Origin of the sequence: Phaeodactylibacter xiamenensis, assembly GCF_965229835.1 — a bacterium.
In the GTDB taxonomy this organism is placed as follows: Bacteria; Bacteroidota; Bacteroidia; order Chitinophagales; family Saprospiraceae; genus Phaeodactylibacter; species Phaeodactylibacter xiamenensis.
The window spans coordinates 313,736-337,776 of the sequence record NZ_OZ245931.1 but is presented as its reverse complement, the minus strand read 5'-3'; the positions used below and the strand labels follow the sequence as shown (position 1 = coordinate 337,776).

Here is a 24,041-nt window from a genome sequence, read left to right as displayed (position 1 = left end):
AAGGGGAGCAGGTTTTTGTTACTGCTCCCCTTATTAAGGCTTTTTGGTCAGAATGGTTCAACAGATTGCTTACTGCTGAATATCATTGAGGTTGCGAAGGGTCAGTTGAGGTGAGTTGAACTCGGAAACCATGGCCGTAAGGGTAAAGGCACCATCAGGAACCGCACTACCAGAGAAAGTGGCTTGACTGCGGGTGAAGGTCGCAATGGTAGCTGTACCGTCATCCAGCGTCTTGGCACCGGAGAATGTACCACCCTCTGTGTAAGAAACATCGGAAACCTTAACCAAGGTGGACTCCCAGGCTTCCGCATTATCCAGGATCTCCTGAATGGTGGCGTCACGTGGTTCCGGCAAGGTGCCGTTGCCCATACTTGTAGCATCGGCGTTGTCCACGTCATTTATCTGGAGCAGCCCGTTAAATTCACTCAGCTCGTCACCGCCAACACTGATTTCCACCTCTTCACCCAAAGCAAAGCTATGAGGATCAGCAAAGCGGATAACTATGCCTCCGGTTTCGTCCTGAATGACCATATTCCGGAAGTCTGTATTATTCGCATCCACATCCGAGATCACAACGGCATTGATAAAACGGTTGGCTGGCACAGCTGTGGCACCGCCTTCAAACAGCGTGCGTATCTCCGCAAGGCTGATTTGCTCGGGGTCACCGCCGCCACCACCGGTTTCGCCCCCTACATCTTCCAGGTTGCGGATGACCAACTGATGGTCGGTGAACTGTGAAACAATAGCCGTCATATCCACTGGCTCCGCCGGCAGTGCAGAGCTGGCGAAGGTGGCTGAGGGGCGGGTGAACATCGTAATGCTGCCAGAACCGTCATTTACTGTGGTGGCACCTGTAAAGGTCGCACTACCGGAAATGCTTGCGCCATTGATCTGCACCAGCGTAGATTCCCAGGCCTCAGCATTGTCCAGCACCTCTCCGATAGTAGTTACGCGGGGTTCCACCGGGTCGCCCATGCCATTGGAAGTGGCCAGGTCATTATTGATAAAGTCAAGCTGCAGCAGGTCGTTGAAAAGCGAAAGCTCCTGACCGGAAACGACAACCTCGATCTCTTCGCCCAGGCTAAAGCCGTGGTCGCCCTGAAAGAAAATGGTAATACCAGCGGTGCCATCCTGAACCACTGCTACCCGGCCGTCAAAGTTACCATTCTGATTATCAGAAATCACTACGCCACGGATCTTCCGGTCTTCGGGGCCTTCTGTTCCGCCATCCGCAAAGACGTCCCGCAGTTCACGAATGGTCATAAGCTCTTCTTCGCCCGTGCCGGCATTGCAACGCGTGCCAGTCATATCCACATCGAGGTCAGCGCTACGGAGGAATAACTGCTTGGTATCTCCAAATACATTAAAGATAGCGGTGAGCGTACCATTGCCATCGGGCAGTGTATCAATTGCGAAGTCCGCGAAACCACTTGTGCGAACGACAATTTCATTGCCATCACAATCCTGAAGCGTACGGTTGAGCGTGCTGCGGCCGAAAGCATCGGCGTAGGTCAGCCCCAGCTCGAAGGAGGCAAACTCTACATCCTGCAGCTGTACCAGAGTGGAGATATCGTTGACACCCAGGGAGTTAATCGTGCGGACAGCGGGTTCCGGCTCACCGACAAGCATACCGCGGTAAATGCGCGAATTGTAGTCGATGATGTCGCCCAGCTCTTCACCTCCACCTTCCTGAATGATGTAACCGCCCAGTTGCACGATACCATTGAACTCGCCCAGTACCAGGCCTTTACAGTCAATAGCGACCTCGCGCCCGAGTGGGAAGAGGTTAAAGGCATCTGTAAGGTTGATCAGGACTTCTATACCGGCAGTACTGTCCTGAATGATCAGGGAGCGGAAGAAGTTGCCCTGTACATCGTTGCCTACAACTATACCCTGCACAATGACATCCGTTTCGATAACCGTCAGACGGCCGGGGATGTAGAGGCTTTTAAGGTCTGCGATGGAAGTGTTGCCCGTCACTTCAAGCTCGGTACCGGTTACAGGTGGCTCTTCAAATTCGGTATCAACACAGGATGGAAGCACAGCCATACTAAACAGCAGGCTGAAAAAGAACAGCTTTGAAAACTGAAAATTCATTGTATAATCGCTTTTATGTCTTTTAAATGATGATTGAGGTCTGTCTTACAGGCTTAAACTAATATTGACAAAGAAGTTACGGCCATACAGGTAATAATACCGCGGCTGGAAAACAGAATCAGCGCCAGTCCGGGCATCAAAGTCAAAGCGCAGCTGATCAAAACCACCTGTAATGAATTCGGTATTGTTCAGGATGTTGTTGACCCCCGCATTGATGTACAGGAAGGTACTGCCAAACTTGAAGGACTTACCACCGAAGAAGTCAACAGTGAACTGGCCGTCAGTTTGACGCTGCGCCACAATCTGATCATACTCCAGAGAGCTGGGCTCCAGCCCAATCACAGCCTCCGGTGAACGGTTAATCGGGCTAAAGTCGATAAATACGTTGTCGAAGTAGTTGAAATTCAGGTAGGCAAACCAGAAGCCTTTCGGTCTAAGGTTCAGCCCCAGCGTGTAAGCGTTTTGAGGACGGCCCGGTACTTTGAGGCCTTTTTGGAATACCTCAAATTCACTGTTGACCTGATCAAAGGTCTCCTGATCGTCGCCGTACAATTCGCCTTGGGCATTACTGTTAAAAACATAGTCTCCCAGCGCTGCCACCCCCCGAATGCTAAGAGATGGTGTGACCTTTGCCTCAATCGCCAGCTCTGCGCCCTGATGCAGTTGGTCCTGTCCGGTCATTACAAGACTGCCAAATGCACGCTGCAGGTCATTGTAGAAACGGATGATCTCGGTACGGTTGCTAAACTGTGTGTAGTAAAGCGATGCCCGGCCCTGTACATTCGGCGAACGCAGCAGGTAACCGATTTCTCCACCATAAATGGTCTCGCTTTCCAGGCCAGGTACCAGCTGATCCCGGGTACGTGGGGATACGTAGGCATTCCGTACAAATGGAGCACGAGTCATATGCGTACCATTGGCAAAAAGGTAGTTACGGCCATCAATTTTGTAAGTAATCCCGCCCTTCACGCCGAGATTGGTGAAATTCTGTTTTTCAGATTCACCAAAGGATTGATCCGGGAAGCGGCCCGTACGGTACTTACCTGTGCGCCAGAAAGTGGTTTGATTCGCATTCACCGCAGCAAAAATGTCGAAGCGTGGCAGGGTAAACTGCCCTTGCAGCCATCCATCGGCACGGCGCACATCAATATCGTAGCTCCACCCGAAACGGTCCCCTTCACGCACGATGCGGTTGGGATTGTTCAGGTCACTCTGCTGCACCTCCGGATTGTCGGGGAAATCGCGCACCGCAAAAGCGTCGATGTCCACGAAGTAATCGGCGCCAAGCAGATCATCCACCACCTTAAAGTTATCGATGGTTTGCGTTTGATAAGTCAACCCACCGCTAAGCGTGAAGATATCGCTGATCACATGATTGTAATTGCTGTAAAAGTTAAACTCCCGGGAGTCGTAGCGGCGGTCTTCCACCATATACTGTGCCCAGCGGCCTTCCGCCTGCTGCCCTTCAAGGAACTCCGGGTACTTATCTGCCAGCTGAGAAGTCCGGTTGACCTCATAAAACTGATCCCAGTTGATTTGACGGGAAGATTCATTAGTGCGCAGGTCTGCTTCTACAATGGCTGCTGCCTCAGGTTGGCCGATTGACTCGTAATAGCTGGGCAGGTTCCGGTAGTAGTCGGGGCGTGGGTCCGGGGCTTCAAACCAGTTCAGGGCCGTACCACCGATGCGCCCAAACTGATAAGATGCCGTAGTAGTCAGTGTAGCGTCTTCACTCAACTGCCAGTCATGCCGGAGCATAATCACCGGCTGATGCACCCGGGATATGCGGGAGTTCCGCTTTTCACCATTTTGGTAGCCCCAGAAGGGGTTGTAGTAGTTGTTATCTGCCAGATCGTACATTTCCGGTGTACTTGCTCCGGCCCGGCCACGCTGCGTTGGGGCACCAAATGTGGTCAGATTCAGCAGATGCTTGTCTCCCAGTTTTTTATCAACAGCCATGAAGTAAGCATAGGCATCGTAAAAACTACCTGGCTCATACCCCTCCTGCGCCCAGCGGTGAGACCCGGAGAAGGAAAAAGCCCAGCCATTGTCCATCATTCCGGTAGAGTGCGTGAGCATGGTACGCCAGCGGTAGCCCCGGTTGGTTGCGGACATCGTCACGCGGGTCTGCTCGCGCTGTGAAGAAGCACGGGTATCAATGGAAGAACCCCCGCCTACGCCACCAAAGGCATAAGAAAGCGGGCTCAGTCCAACCTCTGCATTCCGGTTGCGGGTTACATCGTTCAAACCACCCAGGGCGCTCCAGAAAGCACGGCCATTTTCCAATTCATTGAAAGGCACTCCGTTTATGAAAACAGCGGTGTTTTCGGAGTCATAGCCCCGAATCCGGAAACGTGCAGGGCCGAAAGTAAAGGCGGCCGCTGAGACAAAGACATCTCTTGAAGCAGCCAGGACACCGGAAATATTCTGATTGTCCGTTTCCTGTTCAAGGTCACCATCCGAAAGAGTAATGGTAGGGATGAAGTCCTCTTTATTAGTGATGCCTTCATCGCGCTGCGTGGGCACGAGCTCTACCCTTCCAAGCGTAAAAACACCATCGCCCTGATCTTTAACGACCGTGCTTTGGGTTTGTGTAACGTAGTCCTCTGTACCTCGGAAGGTGAAATCATGTTTACCCTCTGGTACGTTGAAAAAGACAAAGGCACCTTTCTCTTCAGAAACGGCGGTGGTCCCATCATCAAGGGTAACTACTACCGCAGCTACCGGCCTGCCTGTCTCACTGTCCAGGACAGTACCGCGAACCTCTACCTGCGCTTGTAACAGCCACGCAGGCAAAAGCGCTAAGAGGGTAAAAAGCGTTCTTTTCAGTTGCATAAGTATGGTTTATATCAGAATAATGTACGATGGAGCGGGTGTGTAGTCGTTGGGATAGCTGTGCAGCAATCAGGGGGCATTGGTCCTGAAAGCGTGTGCAAAAGTAGAAGAAAAATAACTTTATTTAAGATCTCCCAGCCAAAAATTAACCAAAACTTAATACCGATGGCCAATTCAGTCTTCGTTTTTACAAAATCAGAATTAATATATTTGCCCCTGCTTTCCGGTTGGGAAAGCTTGTAATCGAGAAAACAGGTTTATGCAAAAAACGAATTTCCAACACCTTTCTGACAATTTCCAACCCCAAACTGCCATGATTCGCCATCTGACCCTTGTCCTGGTATTTTTAAGCTCAGCCATTACAATACTGACTGCCCAGCAGAACTACAAAATTGCCGCCGTAGGTTTTTACAATTTTGAGAATCTCTTTGACACCCTGGATACCGAGGATGTGCGCGATACCGAATTCACGCCCACCGGGAGCAAAGTCTGGAACACTAAGCGGTATCAGGCTAAACTGGACAACCTTGCAAAAGTCGTGGCGGAATTAGGCACTGACGTTACGCCGGATGGGGTAGCCGTACTTGGCGTTTCAGAAATAGAAAACCGCAGTGTGCTGGAAGACTTTGTGAAGCATCCCCTCATCAAAGACCGGAACTACCAGATCGTCCATCAGGATTCGCCTGATGAGCGTGGGATCGATGTCGCGCTTTTGTACAACCCCAAGTACTTCGAGCTGAAGGGCCATGAGAACCTCTTTGTGGAACTCTACCGGGACGGCGAGCCCGATTACACCCGCGACGTTCTCCTCGTTTCCGGCAATTTTGACGGCGAGCCCATGCATTTTATGGTCAACCACTGGCCAAGCCGAAGCGGCGGGGAAGCCGCCAGTCAGCCTGCCAGGAATAAAGCTGCGTTGGTTTGCAAAACCGCAGCCGATTCCATCTTTGCCGAAGCCCCTAAGGCAAAAATCATCATCATGGGCGACCTGAATGATGACCCCATCAGCCCTTCCGTTAAGGAGGTCATCGGTGCTAAGACCAACCGCAGGAAAGTGCGCAAGGGGGAGTTTTACAACCCCATGTATGAGCTGTACCGCAAAGGCATTGGAACCCTGGCTTACCGCGATGCCTGGAGTTTATTCGATCAGATGATCCTGTCTGATGGGTTGTTGGATGAGCGGCAGGAAGGCTATCAGTTTTACAAAGTCAGAATACACAATCCCCGCTACATGTTGCAAAAACACGGCCGTTTCAAAGGTTATCCGTTTAGGACTTTTGGCGGAAATGAGTACCTTGGGGGCTATAGCGACCACTTCCCGGTCTACATTTTCATGGTAAAGCCTGCCGGGTAGCCTGATGCGATCAAACCGAAGATTATTTGCCGGCATTTCTCCCCTTAGCCTTTGCTGCTGAGCGGGCTGAACGTACAGATAATTACGGCCCCATTCATCAGTGGCCCGGCGAGGCTAAAATTGCAGGCACTTGGCATTCGAAAAGGCACCATTAGAACTAAGCAAAGACTTCAAGACGGCCCTTCAAATGATTGAAAATGAGGGGCGGAATGTCTTCATTACCGGCCGGGCAGGCACGGGCAAGTCCACCCTGCTACAGCTTTTCCGCAATACAACCCGGAAGAAAACCGTTGTGCTCGCGCCCACCGGTATTGCCGCTCTAAATGTAGGCGGGCAAACCATCCACTCTTTTTTCGGCTTTCCGCCCAAGCCCCTGAGCCGCCAGGACCTTAAAAAACGCCGCAACCGCAGGCTATACACCAGCCTTGAAGTGCTTGTGATTGATGAGATCTCCATGGTCCGGGCCGATATGCTGGATAATATTGATTGGTTTCTGCGTATCAACCGGGAAGTACCTGCACCCTTTGGCGGGCTGCAGGTGGTTTTCTTTGGGGATATGTTCCAGCTGCCCCCGGTAGTAGCTAATGACATCGAAGCCATGCGCTTTCAGCTGGAGTACGACTCGCCCTATTTCTTCTCCGCTCATCTGTTTGAGGATCAAACCTTTTTCCTGGAGATGATGGAACTCAATAAAGTCTACCGGCAGGAGAACCGCAACTTCCTGCGTTTGCTGGAGTCCGTGCGCCTCAACCGGCTGGATTACGATGACCTGGAAGACCTCAACAGCCGCCATCTGCCCCAGTTCGAGCCCGAAGACTTCTACGTCACGCTCTCTGCACGTAACGCCACCGTAGACCGCATCAATCAGCGAGAACTCAGCCGGATACCACTGGAGGAAAAAACCTATGTCGCCACCATCAGCGGGCAATTTAACCCCCGCCTCTACCCTACTGACCCGGCCCTGAAACTCAAGCTGGGCGCTCAGGTGATGTTTATCAAGAATGATCCGGACAAACGCTTTGTCAACGGCACCATCGGCAAGGTGATTAAGCTGGATAAGAAGACCGTGACGGTGCAAATTGAGCAGGCTGATGGCACCCCCACCCAATTGGAGGTAGAGCCCGTCGATTGGGAGGTACTGAAGTACAAACCCAGCGAAAAAGACCCTAACCGGATAGAAACAGAGACCTTAGGCAATTTTACCCAGCTCCCTCTGCGTTTAGCATGGGCCATTACAATTCACAAATCGCAGGGCAAAACGTTTGACAAAGTCATTATCGACCTGGGAAGAGGCGCCTTCGAACACGGGCAAACCTACGTGGCGCTTAGCCGCTGCCGGAGCCTGGAAGGCATCGTTTTGAAGACACCACTGCGCATGCAGGACATCCTAATCGACGAGCGGGTCGTTCAGTTCTACGAAACCCACTTCTAAGGAGCGAACTTAACGCGGTTTGAAGACATCTTGGTAAGAAAACTCCCACCGACCACATGCGGCTATCCTGGTTTCTATTCTTTGGGCTGGTTTTTCCAGCTACTGCTTTACTGGCACAACCTTCCAACGACACCTTGGAGATATATAACGTCAACCCCTGGGTAAGCGGCGGCGTAGGGCTGGTGGGCACTTATACCAATATCATCGGGCTGCCCAAAGTAAAAGATAAAGAGCAATTGACCGAACTCGAACTTGAGCGGCTCCTTCGCACCAGCGTCAACCGATTTAACCAGTCTGGGCTGACTCAAGACCCAGCTAAGCGGGAAAACGCCCACCAGATTTCTGACTTCTTTATGTATGGTACGGCGAGTATGCCCTTCCTCTTATTTTTGGACAGAAAAGTAAGAAAAGACTACCGGGATGTCGCGCTAATGTATTTCGAAACCATTGCCCTAACCTCAAACCTTTACACCTACAGCCCCCTCGGCCCCACATTTGTAGACCGGTACCGCCCGCTGGCCTTTTACGAGGAGGTCCCGCTTGAGGAACGCCAATCGGGCAATATGCGCAATTCTTTTTATTCAGGCCATGTCGCCACCACCGCTATGGGCGGTTTCTTTTTGGCTAAGGTGCTGCACGATTATCACCCGGAATGGGGCAGCCGGCGTTGGCTTCTTTTTGGTGCAGCGACACTGCCCACCGCCACTGTGGCATGGCTTCGGGTACGTGCGCTAAAGCATTTTCCAACTGATGTCATTGCTGGTGGTTTGATTGGAGCAGGCATGGGCATCCTGATCCCGGAACTCCACAGGAAGCTCCAAAACCGGATGAAAGTTCAGGCTGGTTTTGGGCTGCAAGGCAATACTTTAGGTGTAATATGGGCTTTCTAAGCAGGTAAATATCTTGCAACTTCGTTGCAAAACCCTCTGGGAAGACTATCTTTGCGCCCGTTAACTTAATTCAGTTAAAATGGTCAAGGAAGAATGGTTCGCGGAGTGGTTTGATTCCCCCTACTACCACATCCTATATAAGGATCGGGATGAGTCCGAAGCAGAAGGCTTTATTGACCATCTCCTTGAAACGCTCCATCCGCCGTCCGGCAGCCAAATGCTTGACCTGGCTTGCGGCAAGGGCCGCTATTCCCGTCACCTGGCCGGTAAGGGGTACGATGTAACAGGCCTGGACCTCTCTGAGCAAAGCATTGAGTTTGCCCGTCAGTTTGAGCACGACCATCTCCACTTTTTTACGCATGACATGCGGGAGCCCTTCCGGGGAGCTGCTTTTGATTATATTTTCAACTTCTTCACCAGCTTTGGGTATTTTGAAGAAGAAACCGAAGACCTGCAGACCCTGAAAAATGTAGCGCACAGTTTAAAGCCGGAGGGTACCTTTGTCCTCGACTTTTTTAATGCCTACTATGTCCGGCAACGCCTGACCGGCCCTGAGCACCGGGAAATCAACGGTATCACCTTCGACTTGCACAAGCGGCAGGAAGACCAGCATGTAGTAAAGACCATACGGTTTGCCGATGGGCACAAAAATTATTTCTTCGAGGAGCGCGTCCGTTTGTTTGAACTGGCTGATTTTGAACGGCTGTTTGAACTGGCCGGGCTCAACATCCTTCGCACCTACGGAGACTACCAACTGCAGCCCTATAACTGGATAGAAAGCCCACGGCTGATTTTAGTGGCCAACCTCGCCAACCCCTAAGCTATGGAAACACTTCTATCCAATTTGTTGCATTGGGATGAATCCCTTTTCCACCTGCTGAATGGCGTATGGACCCATCCGGTGCTGGATGAAGTTATGCCTTGGTGGCGGGACAAGAAAACCTGGATTCCGCTGTACGCTGTTCTGGCCGGTTTCGCTATTTACCGCTTCCGGCTGAGAGGGCTATATTTTATCCTGGGCGTGGTGCTGACGGTTGGCGTGGCCGATACAGTGAGCAGTAAGGTAATGAAACCCACCTTTGAGCGTCTACGCCCCTGCAACAATACGGAGCTACCCTTTGAAGTAGAACAACGGGGCGGCTGCGGCGGCGGCTACAGTTTTACCTCCTCCCATGCTACCAATCATCTGGCTATTGCCTGGTTTATTGCGCTGACGCTGGGTGCTACCTACAAATGGCTCCGGTGGCCGCTGGTGCTGTGGGCAATCAGTATTGCTTACGGACAGGTCTATGTCGGAGTACACTATCCACTCGATGTACTGGTTGGCGGGTGCATCGGAAGCCTTATTGGCTGGGGGCTGAGCAGCGCCTTCAATGCCAGCCCTAAGCTAAACCTTCAAAACGTTAATGTATGAGCCTACCCGAATACATCGCTTTATTCCTGACCGTCATTGCGGGAGGCTGGCTAAGCTTCCGGTACAGCACCTTTAATGACCAATGGCTGAAACTCACCCTCTCTTTCAGCGGCGCTTACATCATGGGCATTACAGTGCTTCACCTGATGCCCGGCGTGTTTGAACAGGGCGGCCATAATGCCGGCTTTTGGGTACTGGGCGGTTTTTTCACCCAATTGATCCTCGAACAATTCAGCCGGGGCATAGAGCACGGGCATGTGCACGCCCATCAGCACGAGCCCGCCAGTTTTGCGATACAGGTAATGGCTGGCCTCTCTTTGCACGCTTTTCTGGAAGGCATGCCACTAGGCTATTTTGAAGACTTCCACGCCCACCATCATCAGCATGAAGAAGGCGGGCAGCAATTGCTCATCGGTATCATACTACATAAACTCCCGGCCGCCTTCGCGCTGGTGGCACTGCTCATCCGCTCTGGCTTTAACAAGAGGATCGCGTGGACGTGCCTGGTCATTTTCGCACTGATGTCCCCACTCGGAGCCCTTGCTGCCGGCACCTTTAACCTTTCGGGCGCGCAAATCGCCAATCTGCTGGGCTTTGTGATTGGCTCCTTTCTCCATATTAGTACTACGATTCTGTTTGAAGCCGATGATACCCATCAGCACCGGGTCTCCTGGCGGAAGCTCGGCGTGATCATTCTGGGGGTTGCATTGTCAATCGGGGCAGACATGATCTAACATTCAGCGAAAATTCGCTAAATCCTTTTATGCTAATGCCAGCTGATTATCAACTCCTTACCCAAAACAGAAATGTCATTATTTGCCACACCCTAAATTTATTGTGTTAAAGCTGGGTTAATTGTATTGAAAATTCCCTATTTTGGCAGCCGAAATCCAAATAAATTTTCCAAACCAGACAGGTGGATGACATGAAATTTGCACGCATAGGTTGGTTTCTAAATTTTGTTCTTAGTTTGCTGTTTTTCAATGCTTCCCATGCGCAGGTCACCCTCAGTGGAAAAGTATTTGACGAAAACACTAAGGAGCCTTTAATCGGGGCAAGTGTCGTAATAGATGGCACCACGGAAGGTACCGTGACCGACTTTGACGGTGCTTTCGCACTGAAAACCCAAAGCAGCCTGCCGGTAAAGCTCAGTGTATCCTATGTAGGATATGAGCCTAAAATTGTGGACGTGGCTTCTGATGAGGAGCTTAAGATATCCTTGGGCGAGTCGGTCATCACCACAGATGTGGTGGAAGTGCGCGGGCAGCGTATTTCTGATAAACAGAAATCCTCTCCGCTAACGGTGGAGTCCATGGATGTACTGGCGATTAAAGAGACGGCAGCCACGAGTTTTTATGATGGGCTTGGGAATTTAAAGGGGGTTGACCTAACCGCTGCCAGTTTAGGTTTTAAGGTAATCAATACAAGAGGTTTTAATAGTACTAGCCCGGTCAGGTCTTTACAGATTATAGATGGTGTGGACAATCAAGCGCCGGGGTTGAACTTTTCATTGGGCAACTTCCTGGGCGCTCCGGAACTTGACGTTCGGAAGGTCGATATCATTCAGGGTGCCAGCTCTTCATTCTATGGCCCAAATGCTTTCAACGGCGTGATCTCTATGGAAACTAAAGACCCATTTTACACTGAGGGGCTTTCGGCTATGGTCAAAGGTGGGGAGCGAAACCTGCTAAACACTGAGGTACGGTGGGCAGATAGCTTTAAAGACAAAAATGGTAATGAAAACATTGCTTACAAATTCACTTTGTCCTATTTACAAGCTGATGATTGGGAGGCCAATAATGACCAGGCAGTAGATGGGACGCCTACACCAACTGGCAATCCCGGTGGATGGGATGCCGTGAATACTTACGGAGATGAATACGACCTCTTTGGCGATTTCACTCAAAATACAACTAATTCCTTTAATGAATCCGCAGGGTTGTTGACTGTCCACAGGCCAGGCTATCGCGAAGAAGATGTAGTCGATTACGATACACGAAACTTCAAGGCGCTTGGTTCTGTATATATCCGTACCAACCCAAAATTACAGGAGGAATCACCTGAGCTTGTACTTGGCATGAGCTATGGTTGGGGTACAACCGTTTATCAGGGTGATAACCGCTTTAGCCTCCGTAACATTCAATTTTTCCAGCCAAGGGTGGAATTCCGAAAGAAAGATAATTTCTTCATCCGCGCATATATGTCCCGGCAGGATGCAGGAGATAGCTATGACCCTTATTTTACCGCGCTAAGGTTGCAAGATAGAGCCGTTCGGGATGGGGCCTATTACAACAACTACAAAAAGTGGTGGGAAGACAACCGGATAGCCGCTCAAATGGTAGAAATGGGCTACCCTGACGAGCAAATCATATTTGATCCGGAAACAGGACAGGTAGAGGTGATTTTTGATTCTCAGGAAGCTCAACAGTGGCTTCAGGATAACCAGGAGTTCATGAATGAGGCTCATGCGATGGCCCAGGATTTTGCCAATGCTCCAGACCCCGCAAACAACCGCCCCGGCAGATTTGTGCCTGGCAGCCCGGAATTCAATGAAGCCTTTAATGACATCCGGTCAAGGTACAACAATGAAGAAGGCGGTACCCGTTTTTTTGACAGGTCGGCCCTCTATCACCTGCATGCCGAGAAACGCTTTGATACGGATTTTGCAGAGATAATTGTGGGCGGCAACGGCCGGTTGTACACGCCAAATTCACGTGGCACAATCTTCTATGATTCTGCGGACATTAGAATTACCAATTATGAATATGGTGCTTATGCTGGTATAAATAAGACAATGGACGATGGGAGATGGCGGACAAATGCTACCTTCCGGGTAGATAAGAATGAAAATTTCGACTATGTCTTTTCTCCAGCTGCATCTGTCGTTTGGAAGCCTCGCCCCAATCATTACCTTAGGGTGAGCTTCTCTTCAGGTGTACGGAACCCAACACTGACCGACCAATTTCTTTCGCTGAATGTAGGCCCGGCTATTCTGGCCGGAAACCTGAATGGTGCGGACAGTGTGATTACACTTGAGTCCTTTCAGGATTACCTTTCCAATTTCCTGCAAAGAAGCCTCCTGGAATACTATGACGTAGACCCTATTCGGCCCGAGCGTGTCAGAACGCTTGAAGGCGGTTACAGAGCTACACTTTGGAACAACTTGTTCCTCGATGCAGGCTATTATTACAACATTTACACCGATTTCATAGGTTTCAATATCGCAATTGATGCACAATTTGACTCCCCATCGGACTTTGTCCCCAGTGATGTACAGGTATTCAGATTTGCCTCAAATGCCCAGGAAACAGTAACCACACAAGGGTTCTCAGTAGGTTTGAATTATTATTTCGCGGATTACTTTTCGCTAAATGGCAATTATTCTTACAACGCAATAGTTTCGGCTTCTGATGACCCTATCATACCAGCCTTTAACACACCAGAGCATAAATACAATATTGGATTTTCAGGCAGGAATATCCGAATGGGGAAAATCAAAAACTGGGGCTTTAACATCAATTACAAATGGGTGGAAGGCTTTCTTTTTGAAGGTTCGCCACAGTTTACCGGATTCGTCCCTTCCTATGGTTTATTGGACGGTCAGGTCAACTATAATTTCAATGACCTGAATACCACTTTGAAGATTGGTGCTTCCAATATTCTTAATAATGAAGTATTCCAAACCTATGGTGGTCCGCGTGTTGGACGCCTGGCATACATCTCCTTGCTTTATGAGTGGAAAAACACGAAATAGCATGGAAAAAGGACAACTTATCAATAAAGATAATTTTGCAATAACCAAACATGAAATCTTTGACTATGAAAAAAAAGATTAACTCGCTGTTTTTCTTGCTTGCCTTGGTTTTCGCCTCGGTAAGCCTTCAGGCACAGGATGAAACCCTGTACCTTGACGCGCAGTTCGATGTGGAGGTGACCTCCAATATTGTATATGGCGTTAATGCTACGATTATGCCTGTAATCGCCCAGCAAACAACAGAAGCGATTGCGCGACCGCTGGTGATGGACATTTACCAGCCTGTTGATGCGCCAGGTGACCGCCCGGTTATGTTGGTATTTCATACCGGCAACTTCCTTCCTTTCCCTGCCAATAACGGTACCGGAGGAACGAAGACCGATTCAACTGTTGTTGAACTGTGCAACCGGCTTGCTTCCCGGGGTTACATCGCTGCCGCTGTGGATTACCGTAAGGGTTGGAACCCAATCGATCCTTCTCAGGACTTCCGTAAGTTTTTCCTGATCAACGCCGCTTACCGTGGGGTTCAGGATGCCCGTACTGCTGTCCGTTTTATGAGAAAATTAGCAGTAGATGGTGATGACCAGGGCAATGTAAACCCTTACCAAATCGACCCTGATAAAATTGGACTTTGGGGCGTTGGTACAGGTGGGTATATTGTCGCGGCAACAGCTACTATCGACGAATATATGGAAATCGTCATTCCAAAATTCCTGATTGACCTTGATGGCCCGGGCCCAAGCCCTACTGTACCAATGGTTATTGAAGCCGTCAATGGCAATATTAATGGTACCTCTTTAGGATTGGTACCACCGGGCTACCCTGTTCTGCCTGCCGGAGACACATTGTGCATTCCAAACCATGTAACCTACGCAAACGGAGACCCTATCCCTTCTGACATTAGCGTTGTAGTCAATAATGGAGGTGCACTGGGTGATATTAGCTGGATAGATGAAAACACACCGCCATGGGTATCCTTCCATGTTCCTACCGACCCATTTGCTCCATACGAAACCGGAGTTCTAAGAGTGCCAGGAACTGGTGACCCTGACGATCCATCTGACGACTTTGCCGTAGTTGAAGTTTCTGGTTCTTATGACATTCAGGCAAGAATGAATGAGTTAGGCAACAACGATATTTTCGACAACGTCAATGGACCTAATGTAGAAGACTTTTCAGCTGTAGCCAATAGCCGAAACGATGGTTTGAACGGCTTGTTCCCGTTCCCTTCCTCTGACCCTCAAGAGTCTGCTCAGTGGGATTTCTACGCAGAAGACAATCCAAACGCCACGGAACCGCCTATGCCTGAAGTTGCCCGAACTTACTGGGACACCATTATGGCCTATGCTGGTCCAAGAGCTTGTGTAGCCTTGGAATTATCTCCATGCCTCGAAGTAAGCACTAATCACATCAAGCCTTCAGAAATCGGTGTACTCGCTGCTCCAAATCCTGCAACTTCTGAAGTGTTGATCAGTGTTGCTCCGGAGCACACCATAAAAACAATGGAATTGTACAATGCCAACGGCCAAATGGTACAAGCCTATTTCGATGTAAACAATTATCAGCACACGATTTACAGAAAGGCGCTGCCGGCAGGTACTTATTATCTTAAGCTTAGGCTAAAAGATGGGGTTTCCTTCCAAAAACTGATTTTCAGATAAGAAGAGATCGCTAATGTATTAAACCAAAAAGCGCAACACTGCTCATCAGCGGTGTTGCGCTTTTTTTATTCCAAATCCAGCGTGAAAGTAGCTTCTTCGGGAACCCTTTTTCTACCCCTCAATCAAAGCCTTCACCTTCTGCTCATCCAACGGCTTCTCAATGAAGCCCATCACGTGGCTATGCTCATTAGCCCGGTTAATATCAGACGGATCAATGGAGGAGGAAACAATATAAATCGGGAAGGTCACCGCTGATCCTTTCTCCTCCAGTTGCTCCAGAAAAGTCCAGCCGTCCATGACCGGCATATTCAAATCGAGCAGGAGCAGGTCCGGCTTTTCCTGTATCAAACGGTTTATTGCCTCCTCAGCATTGCTGAAAGACTGTATATCAGCCTCGGGAAATACCCGTTTAAGGCTGAACTTTGCGGTCAGTAGAAAGATCTTGTCGTCATCTACCAAAAAGATCTTATCAAAACTACTCATATCGTGAGTTAATGTAGCTTTCTATATTCGGGACGGGTGCAAAACGCTTGTTTTCTTTGTAGCCTGTCTGTTAGCAATAAGACAAGTTAGTGAATTGAAAGCCTGTTAATTTACCCCCTCAACACCCCCAAAAGTGTATTTCAAATGCCTAATATGTAAATTCAATTGACAAATTAAGGCATTTGCTCCTTAATTTTCAGTATTTGGTCAACTTTTACTCACAATCTGGCAAGGAAAGCTAAAGTATCCTCTCCATCCGGATAATCCCAAAGTGCCGGCTCCTGTGCCTTGCCAAAATTAAAAGCAGGTATAGGCAGTACTCCACTTTTTGCAACGGTACACTGCACCTCACTTTCACGTTCCTGCAGCTCTTTAGCCACTTCCTCTAACGAACTGTAGGACTCATAATGCAGACAGGCTATACGGGATTGCAATGCGGGATCTTGCACCAGCAGAATACAACCATTAGCTTTAAATTCAATCTTATTGAGTATAAACAAGGCGTAGTTGTAATCGAAATTGTTCTTGTACTTCGTATTGAGCACCACTTCCCGGTACTCGTGCAGGGCTTCCAGTAAAGGGTCGAAATCATACCCTTCCGGAACGTACAGCTTAGCTACATTGCGGCAGCCTAGTCCATAGTACCGAAATATGTCTTTTCCCAGCTCCTGCAATTCAGCGGGCGTCTCGTCTCCGGTTAGCACGGCTACTCCGTTCCGGTTTTTGCGAATGATATGGGGATACTTTGAGAAGTACGCCTCGAAGTAGCGGGCGGAGTTGTTGCTACCGGTCGCGATGACGGCATCAAACCCCTGCAGGCGGTCGGTTACCTCTGTATAGGCCAGGGTACGCTCATCCAGGCGCTCCAGTATTTTCATCAGGTACGGAAAAAGAAAAGGGTCTTTCTCTGATAGTTTCACCTGTGCTATATGCCCGGCGGCGAATACACAGAGCCAGTCATGAAACCCCACCAACGGGATATTACCGGCCATAACTATCCCCACTTTCTTAGGGCTGTTTTCGGTTAGCTCGTAGCGGGACAGCCACTCCTGCAGCCGGTCCCGGTTGAGCATCTGTAACGCTATTTCCCGGACCGCTTCCTGCTGATTGTCTTCGGTAAACCAGCCATTGTGAAAAGCGGTGCGCTTCATCACCGCTTCCAGGTACTCATCCTTGCCTAGCAGGTGGTCGCCCAGTTGCCCCAGGACCTCTATGCGCTCGGATAATGTCATATCTTGCTTTTTGGTTTGATCTGATGCAATAGATCTAAAATGCCGGTGCGCCCCATAGCTTCCAGCCTGGCAATATTCCGGTTGGGGATATCTTCCGGGGCTTCGTAATGCTCCAGTGCCGCTTCCAAACGTTCCTCCCGGATCAGGTGCAACATCGGATAGGGCGATCGGTTGGTATAGTTGGAAACGGCATCCGGTGCCTCTCCTCCAAACTGATAGTGCGGGTGGAAGGAAGCCACCTGCAGCACGCCTTCCCAATTTTCTTCAACAACAAGCGCTTCAACTTCGCGGAGGTACTCATTGTAGTCAAAAAAGTTGCTCAGTACGTGCGGGTGTATCAACAGCGTAGTCTCCACTTCCTTCCACGAGCGGCTGATCAGGTATTCTCCCTCCGCAATCAGGTCTGCCGAAAGGGCATCCGTTGTAGTTGCTTCAGAGACCTCGATGCGGATTTGTCCGAGCCGATAAGGCTTTGCTGCAAACGGGCAGAAATTAAGCCCAATCACAATCTGCTCCAACCAGCGCCGGGTGTGTGCTATGTAATCCTGAGCGTTCATCACAACTGTTTCTTGGCCTGACGGTCCCGCAGATAGGTACGCCAGCGTTCCAGAGCTTGGTCGAACTCCTCCGGCAGCTCACTCTCGAAATACATTCGCTCCTTAGTTGCCGGGTGGGTGAATCCAAGGCTTTTGGCATGCAGGGCCTGACGGGGCAGTACCTGAAAAGTATTCTCTACAAACGATTTGTATTTGCTAAAAACCGTGCCTTTCACGATTTGGTCACCACCGTATTTCATGTCATTGAAAAGTGGGTGCCCAATGTGCTTCATATGCACCCGGATTTGGTGCGTCCGCCCGGTTTCCAGCTTACACTCCACTAAAGAAACGTAGTACAGGTCTTCCAAAACCCGGTAGTGGGTCACCGCCCATTTGCCGCCCTCCCCTTCCGGAAAGACCGTATGCTTTTGACGGAATCGGGGATGACGGCCTACATTACCGCGGATGGTGCCTTGTTCTTCTTCAAAACCGCCCCAAACCATAGCTACGTAGCGGCGTTCGATGGTATGCTCGAAGAATTGCCGTGCCAGGTGGGTCATCGCATAATCAGTCTTCGCTACCACCAAAAGCCCGGAGGTGTCTTTATCGATCCGGTGCACTAGACCCACCTGCTGATGGGTATTACCCTCCAGTACCGGAAGTTCATCGAAATTGAAGTAATGAGCGAGAGCATTGACTAGTGTCCCGTCCGGATTGCCCACTCCGGGGTGCACGACCATACCGGCCGGCTTGTGCACGATCAAAATGTCATCGTCTTCGTAGCGGATATCGAGAGGGATATTTTGCGGTTTGACAAAGCTCGCCCTCTCCGCATAGTGCTGAGGGACGACCACTTCGATCTCATCCCCCGGCTTGATCCTGTAGTTCGGCTTCACCTGTTTCCCGCTTACGGTGATGGAGCCTAGTTTTATGGCATCCTGCACCCGGCTACGGGAAACGTGCTGTAGCTTGTCATTCAGGAATTTATCAATCCGGATCATGGACTGCTTGGGATCCGCTTTAATGACCTTATGCTCAAAATATTCGTCTGAAGTATTATCTTCCATCGCTTTTTCCACGGCCTGTTTTTTGGGAATGGTATTGGGTGTTGCTTGTTTAACGGGCAAAGTTACAGAAAATGAACACACCCTAACGTATGAATCTTGCCAATCTCATCAGGGTCTTAACATTTACGTGGAGGCGACTGTTTATACTGACGATTAAGTGGTTTGCCACAGCAAACCTACTCAATGCTTGCCCGTGTCTCGTCGCCTTTGGGCTTTGACCACCTTAAAGGCGGGAGGGTCAGCATTTACGCTGGGAAGTGGCTTGCGCTTGCCCTGACAAGCTACGCTTCGTCCGTGGCCGATGTCGCAAATCCAAGATCCCGACATTTATCGTTCCCCGTGCTGGCCGTCAGCGCCAGTAGGTGACCACTTCGTATTGCGTATAACCTTCCTTCAAATAAACAAAACACCTTGCTGGTATGAAAAACTTACAATTCGGGTCACAGTGCGTGCGTGCTGCCCGGGACACAAAGACCACCCGCCCTCACCAACTCCCCATTTATGCTACTTCCTCCTTTGCTTTTGAAAATTTGCCGGAAGGCATGGCGGTGTTTAGTGGCGAACAGGCAGGGCACCTCTACAGCCGCTTTGGCAATCCAACCATTGATGCCGTAGCGGAAAAAATTGCTCAGCTGGAAATGCATGGTAGCGGGGAGGAAGGACATGGGCTTTTTTGCAGCTCAGGCATGTCAGCCATCAGTACCCTTTGCCTGGGATTATTGCAGCCGGGTGATGCCATCCTCACCCAGCCCAACCTGTACGGAGGGACCGATGAGCTTTTCCGGAAAGTGCTTCAGCCACTCGGCTTTGAGGTTATCCTGGCAGATCTTTCCGACCTGAATGCCGTTGCTAAAGCGCTGGAGCAGCACGCTGCCATCCGGATGGTCTACTTCGAAACCCCTGCCAACCCCACACTGAGTTGTGTAGATATCAAAGCGGTTAGCACGTTAGCCCATAGTCATCAGGCGATTGCAGTAGCCGACAATACCTTTGCCACCCCTTACCTTCAGCAACCACTGCTCCTGGGCGCCGACTACATAGTGCATTCCACGACCAAGTACCTCAATGGTCATGGAAATTCCACCGCCGGTGCCATAGTGGGCACGGACAAGGAGGCAATGCAGGAACGGGTCTTCCCTGCCCTGAAACTAATAGGCACCAATGGCAGCCCCTTTGAAGCCTGGCTGCTGAACAACGGCATGAAAACCCTGGAACTCCGCATGGAACGTCACTGTCAAAACGCCGTAAAGGTTGCAGAATGGCTGACTCAGCAACCACAGGTCAGCCGCGTCAATTACCCGGGACTACCCGACCACCCCGACCACCAACTGGCCCGCCGCCAAATGCGCCATTTTGGTGGTGTAGTCAGCTTTGAACTGAAAGGAGGGCTCCATGCCGGGCGGCAGTTTGTTGAAGGGCTGCAACTTTGCACCCTCGCTCCGACGATGGGCGATGTGGATACCTTAGTCATGCACCCTGCTACCATGTCTCACCTGAAAGTACCCGTGGAGCAACGGCAGGCGGCAGGCATTTCCGATGGCCTGATCCGGCTATCCGTTGGCATTGAGGCATCAGACGATATCCTGTCTGACTTGGAGCGAGGGGTAAGCCGCATATAAGCTTAAAAAGCCTCCCGCAACTCATAAGCCTGCCGCATACGCCGGTACAGCCGGGCCGCCTCCGGAAAGCTTAGCGTCTGCTGCCCGTCCGAGAAGGCCTTTTCGGGCTGTTCGTGGACTTCCATGATGACGCCATCTGCACCTGCCATGATGGAAGCCAGCGCAATCTTATCTACATAACGGCGCAGGCCGATACCGTGAGAGGGATCAGCAATGACCGGAAGATGCGTCTTTTCCTTAAGCATAGCGATGGCGTTGACATCCATGGTATTCCGGTAGGCTGTTTCATAGCTGCGGATGCCACGCTCACAAAGCATAACCCGTTCGTTTCCGTTGGAAAAAATGTACTCAGCGGCCTGTAACAATTCATCGATGGTACCGGAAATACCGCGCTTTAGCAGTACCGGCTTATCTACTTCACCCAGGGCATCCAATAAATTGAAATTCTGTGAGTTGCGTGCGCCGACCTGAAATACATCTACATAGTCAGCCATGGCTTCGATTTGCTCCACCATCATGACTTCGGTGATGATTTTAATGCCGGCCTCACGGGTACGTTTGTACCACATTTTCAATCCATCGATGCCCAGCCCCCTAAAGGAATAAGGCGAACTACGGGGTTTGTACACACCGCCCCGCATGATGCGGACGCCTTCCTGCTGCAGGTGCGTGATGGTCTTTTCAATCTGCTCCTCCGACTCTATGGAGCAGGGACCTGCCATAATTCCAAAGTGGCCCGTCCCCAGCTGAATGCCATCGCCGAGATCGATAACGGTGTCTTCGACCTTCCACTTTTTGGACACGAGCTTGTAGGCGTCGCTTACCCGGTGGATATCGCGTATGCCCGGCAGGGTACCAATGCTGCGGATATCGAATTCCGCCTTGCCTACGCCAATGATGTAGTCTGCAAACTGCGTCGTTACCCGCGTGGTGCTATAGCGGATGGCGTCAAGTTGTTCTTCCAGCTGCTGCAAATGTTCAGCTTTAATATTCGGTTCGAGTTGAATGATCATGATTTAGTCTTGAGGGATGGGTGTTTTAAGAATTTGTTGTACAAACTGATGAGTGGCTTCGTCTACGGGCTGCCCTTTCCCAAGCGCCCGGATGTAAGCACTGCCAATGATCGCTCCGTTGGCGTACTGACAAGCTGTTTGGAAAGTTTCGTGGCTGGAAATGCCGAATCCTATCAGGCGTGGGCTTTCCAGCTCCATGCTCCGGATGCGCTCAAAGTAGGCGATCTGCTCCTCTGAAATCCCCGATTTCGCTCCTGTGATAGCAGAGTTGGAAACCATGTAGACAAACCCGGTGCTCAGTGCATCGATTTGACGGATGCGCTCGTCGCTTGTCTGTGGGGTGATCAGAAAGCTGATGTCCAACCCTGCTTTTTCGATGCCTTCCCGGTAGAAGTTTTCGTATTCATAGATCGGAAGATCGGGCAGGATTAAGCCGTCGATGCCCACCTCTGCACAGCGGTTGAAGAAGCGTTGCTCCCCGTACTGCATCACCGGATTAAAATACCCCATCAGCACCAGCGGAATGTCGGTATGTTGCCGGGCCTCAGCGATTTGCTCAAACAAAAGCGGCAGGGTCATGCCATTCTGAATCGCCTGCTGACCGCTCTCCTGTATCGTGGGGCCGTCTGCCAGTGGGTCGGAATAAGGCATGCCCACCTCAATCAGATCTACACCTGCGTCATCCAATGCGCGGATGACCTTGCCGGTGTCGTGCAGGGCAGGATAGCCGGCAGTGAAGTAGACATTTAGAATATTCTTTGGCTTTTGTGCAAATAAGTGTTGCAATCGGCTCATAATGCTCCGTTTTGATAGTCATCAAAATGATTAATGAAGGTCTCCAGGTCTTTGTCGCCCCGGCCTGAGAGGCAGATGACGATGACATCGCTGCTGTTGTATTCCATAACGTCCAGCGCGGCAAACGCATGGGAAGTCTCCAATGCCGGGATAATGCCCTCTTTCCTCGACAGGAAGTAGGCGGCTTTAAGGGCGTCCTCATCCGTAATGCTAATCGCTTCTGCCCGTCCACTTGCGATGAGGTGGGCGTGCATAGGGCCAATACCAGGATAGTCCAACCCGGCAGAAAGGGAATAGGGCTCTACAATTTGCCCGTCTTTAGTCTGCATAAGCAACGTCCGGCTCCCGTGAATGATACCTTTGGTGCCCAGTATGCTTGTCGCTGCCGATTCGCCGGAATGTACGCCTTTGCCAGCGGCTTCCACCGCGATGAGGCGTACATCGGGCTCGTTCAGGTAGTGGAAATAGGCGCCAGCGGCATTACTGCCACCGCCAACGCAGGCGATCACTGCATTAGGCTTAGCACTCCCCGTATGCTCCTCCAGCTGCCACTGCATTTCCTCACTGATCACAGATTGGAAACGGGCGACCATATCCGGATACGGGTGCGGGCCCACGGCAGAACCGATGATGTAGTGGGTGTCCACGGGGTTGTTGATCCAGTCCCGGATGGCTTCATTAGTAGCGTCCTTAAGCGTTCGGCTACCGCTTTCTGCCGGGCGCACCTCTGCCCCCAGCATGCGCATGCGGGAAACGTTGGGAGCCTGCCGCTTGATATCCACAGCGCCCATGTAGACCACGCAGGGCATGCCCATAAGTGCGCAGACGGTAGCTGTCGCCACGCCATGCTGCCCGGCACCCGTCTCAGCAATAATACGCTTTTTGCCCAACCGCTTAGCCAGCAGGATTTGCCCAATCGTATTGTTAATCTTGTGGGCCCCGGTATGATTGAGGTCTTCCCGCTTCAGGTAAATATTGGTGTTATAATGCTCCGAAAGCCGCTCTGCCAGGTACAAAGGCGAAGGCCGCCCGACATAATCGCGCAACAAGCGGTGGAACTCCTTTTGGAAAGTATCCTCCTGCATAATCTCCAGGTACCGCTGCCGGAGCTCTTCAATATTCGGATAGAGCATTTCGGGTATGTAAGCCCCGCCAAACTCTCCATAGTAGCCTCTTTCATCCACTGCGATCATAAGATGTCGTTTTTCAAAGTTTCAAGAAAAGATTTCAGCAGCTCCGGGTCTTTAACGCCCGGTGCGGTTTCGAATTTACTATTCAAATCAATACCGTAAAGCTGTGGGTGGCGAAAAGCCAATACGTCGGCTGCGTCTTCCGGGCCAATGCCCCCGCTAAGGAAGAAAGGCGTCACGCCCTGATATTGCTGAAGCAGCTCCCAATTGAACTGTTCGCCATTGCCGCCGTAGTTTTTGCCTTTCGTGTCAAACAGCACGTAGGTACAGTGGGCAGCATAGGGGTACACCCGGTTGAAATCGAAAACATCACCTACCTGAAAAGCCTTCATCAACTGTGCTTTGCGCATGGAGGTGGTTTCCATGAGGTTCCGGATGAGCTGACAGTATTCCGGGCTTTCCTCGCCGTGCAGTTGCACCAGGTCTAGCTGAAAATCATGGACCGCATTGAGCACCTCCTCGATTTCCGCATTGACGAAAACGCCTACCCGCTTTTTACCGGACAGCGTTTCCTGTTGCTCTTCCAGCCATTTCGCCAGCTTTGGCTTCACCGCTCTTGGTGAATTGGCGTAGAAAATAAACCCCAGCCAATCCACAGGCAATTGGGCCACTTCCAGGATATTTTCCGGCTCGCGCAGCCCGCATACTTTGATTTGCATTCCGATAGTC

19 protein-coding genes are annotated in these 24,041 nt (G+C 50.7%); 9 read left to right on the top strand and 10 right to left on the bottom strand.

Translation table 11 applies throughout. The features are described 5' to 3' along the window. Positions 1-69: 69 nt before the first annotated feature. Both ACO08I_RS01255 and ACO08I_RS01250 read right to left on the bottom strand, forming a co-directional pair. Positions 70-2,097 (bottom strand): DUF5689 domain-containing protein, encoded by a 2,028-nt coding sequence (locus tag ACO08I_RS01255; protein ID WP_421948228.1) that lies wholly within the window; start codon positions 2,095-2,097, stop codon positions 70-72. A gap of 45 nt (positions 2,098-2,142) precedes the next feature. Then, complete coding sequence (locus ACO08I_RS01250) at positions 2,143-4,932, bottom strand: TonB-dependent receptor (RefSeq protein WP_421948227.1); 2,790 nt, start codon at positions 4,930-4,932, stop codon at positions 2,143-2,145. A gap of 259 nt (positions 4,933-5,191) precedes the next feature. Here ACO08I_RS01250 and ACO08I_RS01245 point away from each other — a divergent pair, with 259 nt between their 5' ends. The 8 genes from ACO08I_RS01245 (at position 5,192) to ACO08I_RS01210 (ending at position 15,437) form a co-directional block, all read left to right on the top strand. Next, the gene (locus ACO08I_RS01245) at positions 5,192-6,286 is read left to right on the top strand and encodes an endonuclease/exonuclease/phosphatase family protein (protein WP_421948226.1); all 1,095 of its coding nucleotides are present in this window, start codon (positions 5,192-5,194) and stop codon (positions 6,284-6,286) included. A gap of 130 nt (positions 6,287-6,416) precedes the next feature. Then, complete coding sequence (locus tag ACO08I_RS01240; RefSeq protein ID WP_282780802.1) at positions 6,417-7,718, top strand: ATP-dependent DNA helicase; 1,302 nt, start codon at positions 6,417-6,419, stop codon at positions 7,716-7,718. Between the two features lie 56 nt (positions 7,719-7,774). Next, positions 7,775-8,608, top strand: coding sequence for a phosphatase PAP2 family protein (locus tag ACO08I_RS01235; protein WP_282780803.1), 834 nt, complete (start codon positions 7,775-7,777; stop codon positions 8,606-8,608). A 79-nt stretch (positions 8,609-8,687) separates the two neighbouring features. Beyond that, positions 8,688-9,428, top strand: coding sequence for a class I SAM-dependent methyltransferase (locus tag ACO08I_RS01230; RefSeq protein WP_421948225.1), 741 nt, complete (start codon positions 8,688-8,690; stop codon positions 9,426-9,428). A gap of 3 nt (positions 9,429-9,431) precedes the next feature. After that, positions 9,432-10,022: a phosphatase PAP2 family protein gene (locus ACO08I_RS01225; protein WP_421948224.1), complete on the top strand. Its 591-nt coding sequence runs from the start codon at positions 9,432-9,434 to the stop codon at positions 10,020-10,022. Then, complete coding sequence (locus ACO08I_RS01220) at positions 10,019-10,756, top strand: ZIP family metal transporter (RefSeq protein WP_282780808.1); 738 nt, start codon at positions 10,019-10,021, stop codon at positions 10,754-10,756. Before ACO08I_RS01225 ends, ACO08I_RS01220 begins: the two co-directional genes overlap by 4 nt. A gap of 191 nt (positions 10,757-10,947) precedes the next feature. After that, positions 10,948-13,776, top strand: a complete 2,829-nt coding sequence (locus ACO08I_RS01215) for a TonB-dependent receptor (RefSeq protein WP_282780810.1) — start codon at positions 10,948-10,950, stop codon at positions 13,774-13,776. Positions 13,777-13,841: 65 nt separating this feature from the next. After that, the gene (locus tag ACO08I_RS01210) at positions 13,842-15,437 is read left to right on the top strand and encodes a T9SS type A sorting domain-containing protein (protein ID WP_282780811.1); all 1,596 of its coding nucleotides are present in this window, start codon (positions 13,842-13,844) and stop codon (positions 15,435-15,437) included. 111 nt (positions 15,438-15,548) lie between these two features. Here ACO08I_RS01210 and ACO08I_RS01205 read toward each other — a convergent pair whose 3' ends face one another. The 4 genes from ACO08I_RS01205 to ACO08I_RS01190 form a co-directional block, all read right to left on the bottom strand. Next, a complete protein-coding gene (locus tag ACO08I_RS01205; protein WP_421948223.1) occupies positions 15,549-15,920 on the bottom strand; it encodes a response regulator in 372 nt (123 codons plus the stop codon). Positions 15,921-16,138: 218 nt separating this feature from the next. Then, the gene (locus ACO08I_RS01200; RefSeq protein WP_421948222.1) at positions 16,139-17,152 is read right to left on the bottom strand and encodes an acyl-CoA reductase; all 1,014 of its coding nucleotides are present in this window, start codon (positions 17,150-17,152) and stop codon (positions 16,139-16,141) included. Then, positions 17,149-17,709, bottom strand: coding sequence for a DUF1415 domain-containing protein (locus ACO08I_RS01195; protein WP_421948221.1), 561 nt, complete (start codon positions 17,707-17,709; stop codon positions 17,149-17,151). The genes ACO08I_RS01200 and ACO08I_RS01195 overlap by 4 nt, the downstream gene beginning before the upstream one ends. Next, entirely contained in the window at positions 17,709-18,767 is a 1,059-nt protein-coding gene (locus ACO08I_RS01190) for an RluA family pseudouridine synthase (RefSeq protein ID WP_421948220.1), read from the bottom strand. The genes ACO08I_RS01195 and ACO08I_RS01190 overlap by 1 nt, the downstream gene beginning before the upstream one ends. A gap of 407 nt (positions 18,768-19,174) precedes the next feature. Between ACO08I_RS01190 and ACO08I_RS01185 the strand changes: the two genes are divergently transcribed. Further along, the gene (locus tag ACO08I_RS01185) at positions 19,175-20,374 is read left to right on the top strand and encodes a trans-sulfuration enzyme family protein (protein ID WP_421948219.1); all 1,200 of its coding nucleotides are present in this window, start codon (positions 19,175-19,177) and stop codon (positions 20,372-20,374) included. Between the two features lie 2 nt (positions 20,375-20,376). Here the strand turns inward: ACO08I_RS01185 and aroF are convergent, their stop codons facing one another. Genes aroF through ACO08I_RS01165 form a run of 4 tightly spaced genes read right to left on the bottom strand, consistent with a single transcriptional unit; the run spans position 20,377 to position 24,031 of the window. Continuing rightward, positions 20,377-21,387: a 3-deoxy-7-phosphoheptulonate synthase gene (gene aroF, locus ACO08I_RS01180; RefSeq protein WP_282780821.1), complete on the bottom strand. Its 1,011-nt coding sequence runs from the start codon at positions 21,385-21,387 to the stop codon at positions 20,377-20,379. Positions 21,388-21,390: 3 nt separating this feature from the next. Then, a complete protein-coding gene (gene trpA, locus ACO08I_RS01175) occupies positions 21,391-22,182 on the bottom strand; it encodes a tryptophan synthase subunit alpha (RefSeq protein WP_421948218.1) in 792 nt (263 codons plus the stop codon). Next, positions 22,179-23,375 carry a tryptophan synthase subunit beta gene (trpB, locus tag ACO08I_RS01170; protein ID WP_421948217.1) on the bottom strand — a complete coding sequence of 399 codons (1,197 nt, stop codon included), beginning with the start codon at positions 23,373-23,375 and terminating at the stop codon, positions 22,179-22,181. Before trpB ends, trpA begins: the two co-directional genes overlap by 4 nt. Then, the gene (locus ACO08I_RS01165; RefSeq protein WP_421948216.1) at positions 23,372-24,031 is read right to left on the bottom strand and encodes a phosphoribosylanthranilate isomerase; all 660 of its coding nucleotides are present in this window, start codon (positions 24,029-24,031) and stop codon (positions 23,372-23,374) included. The genes trpB and ACO08I_RS01165 overlap by 4 nt, the downstream gene beginning before the upstream one ends. Positions 24,032-24,041 lie beyond the last annotated feature (10 nt).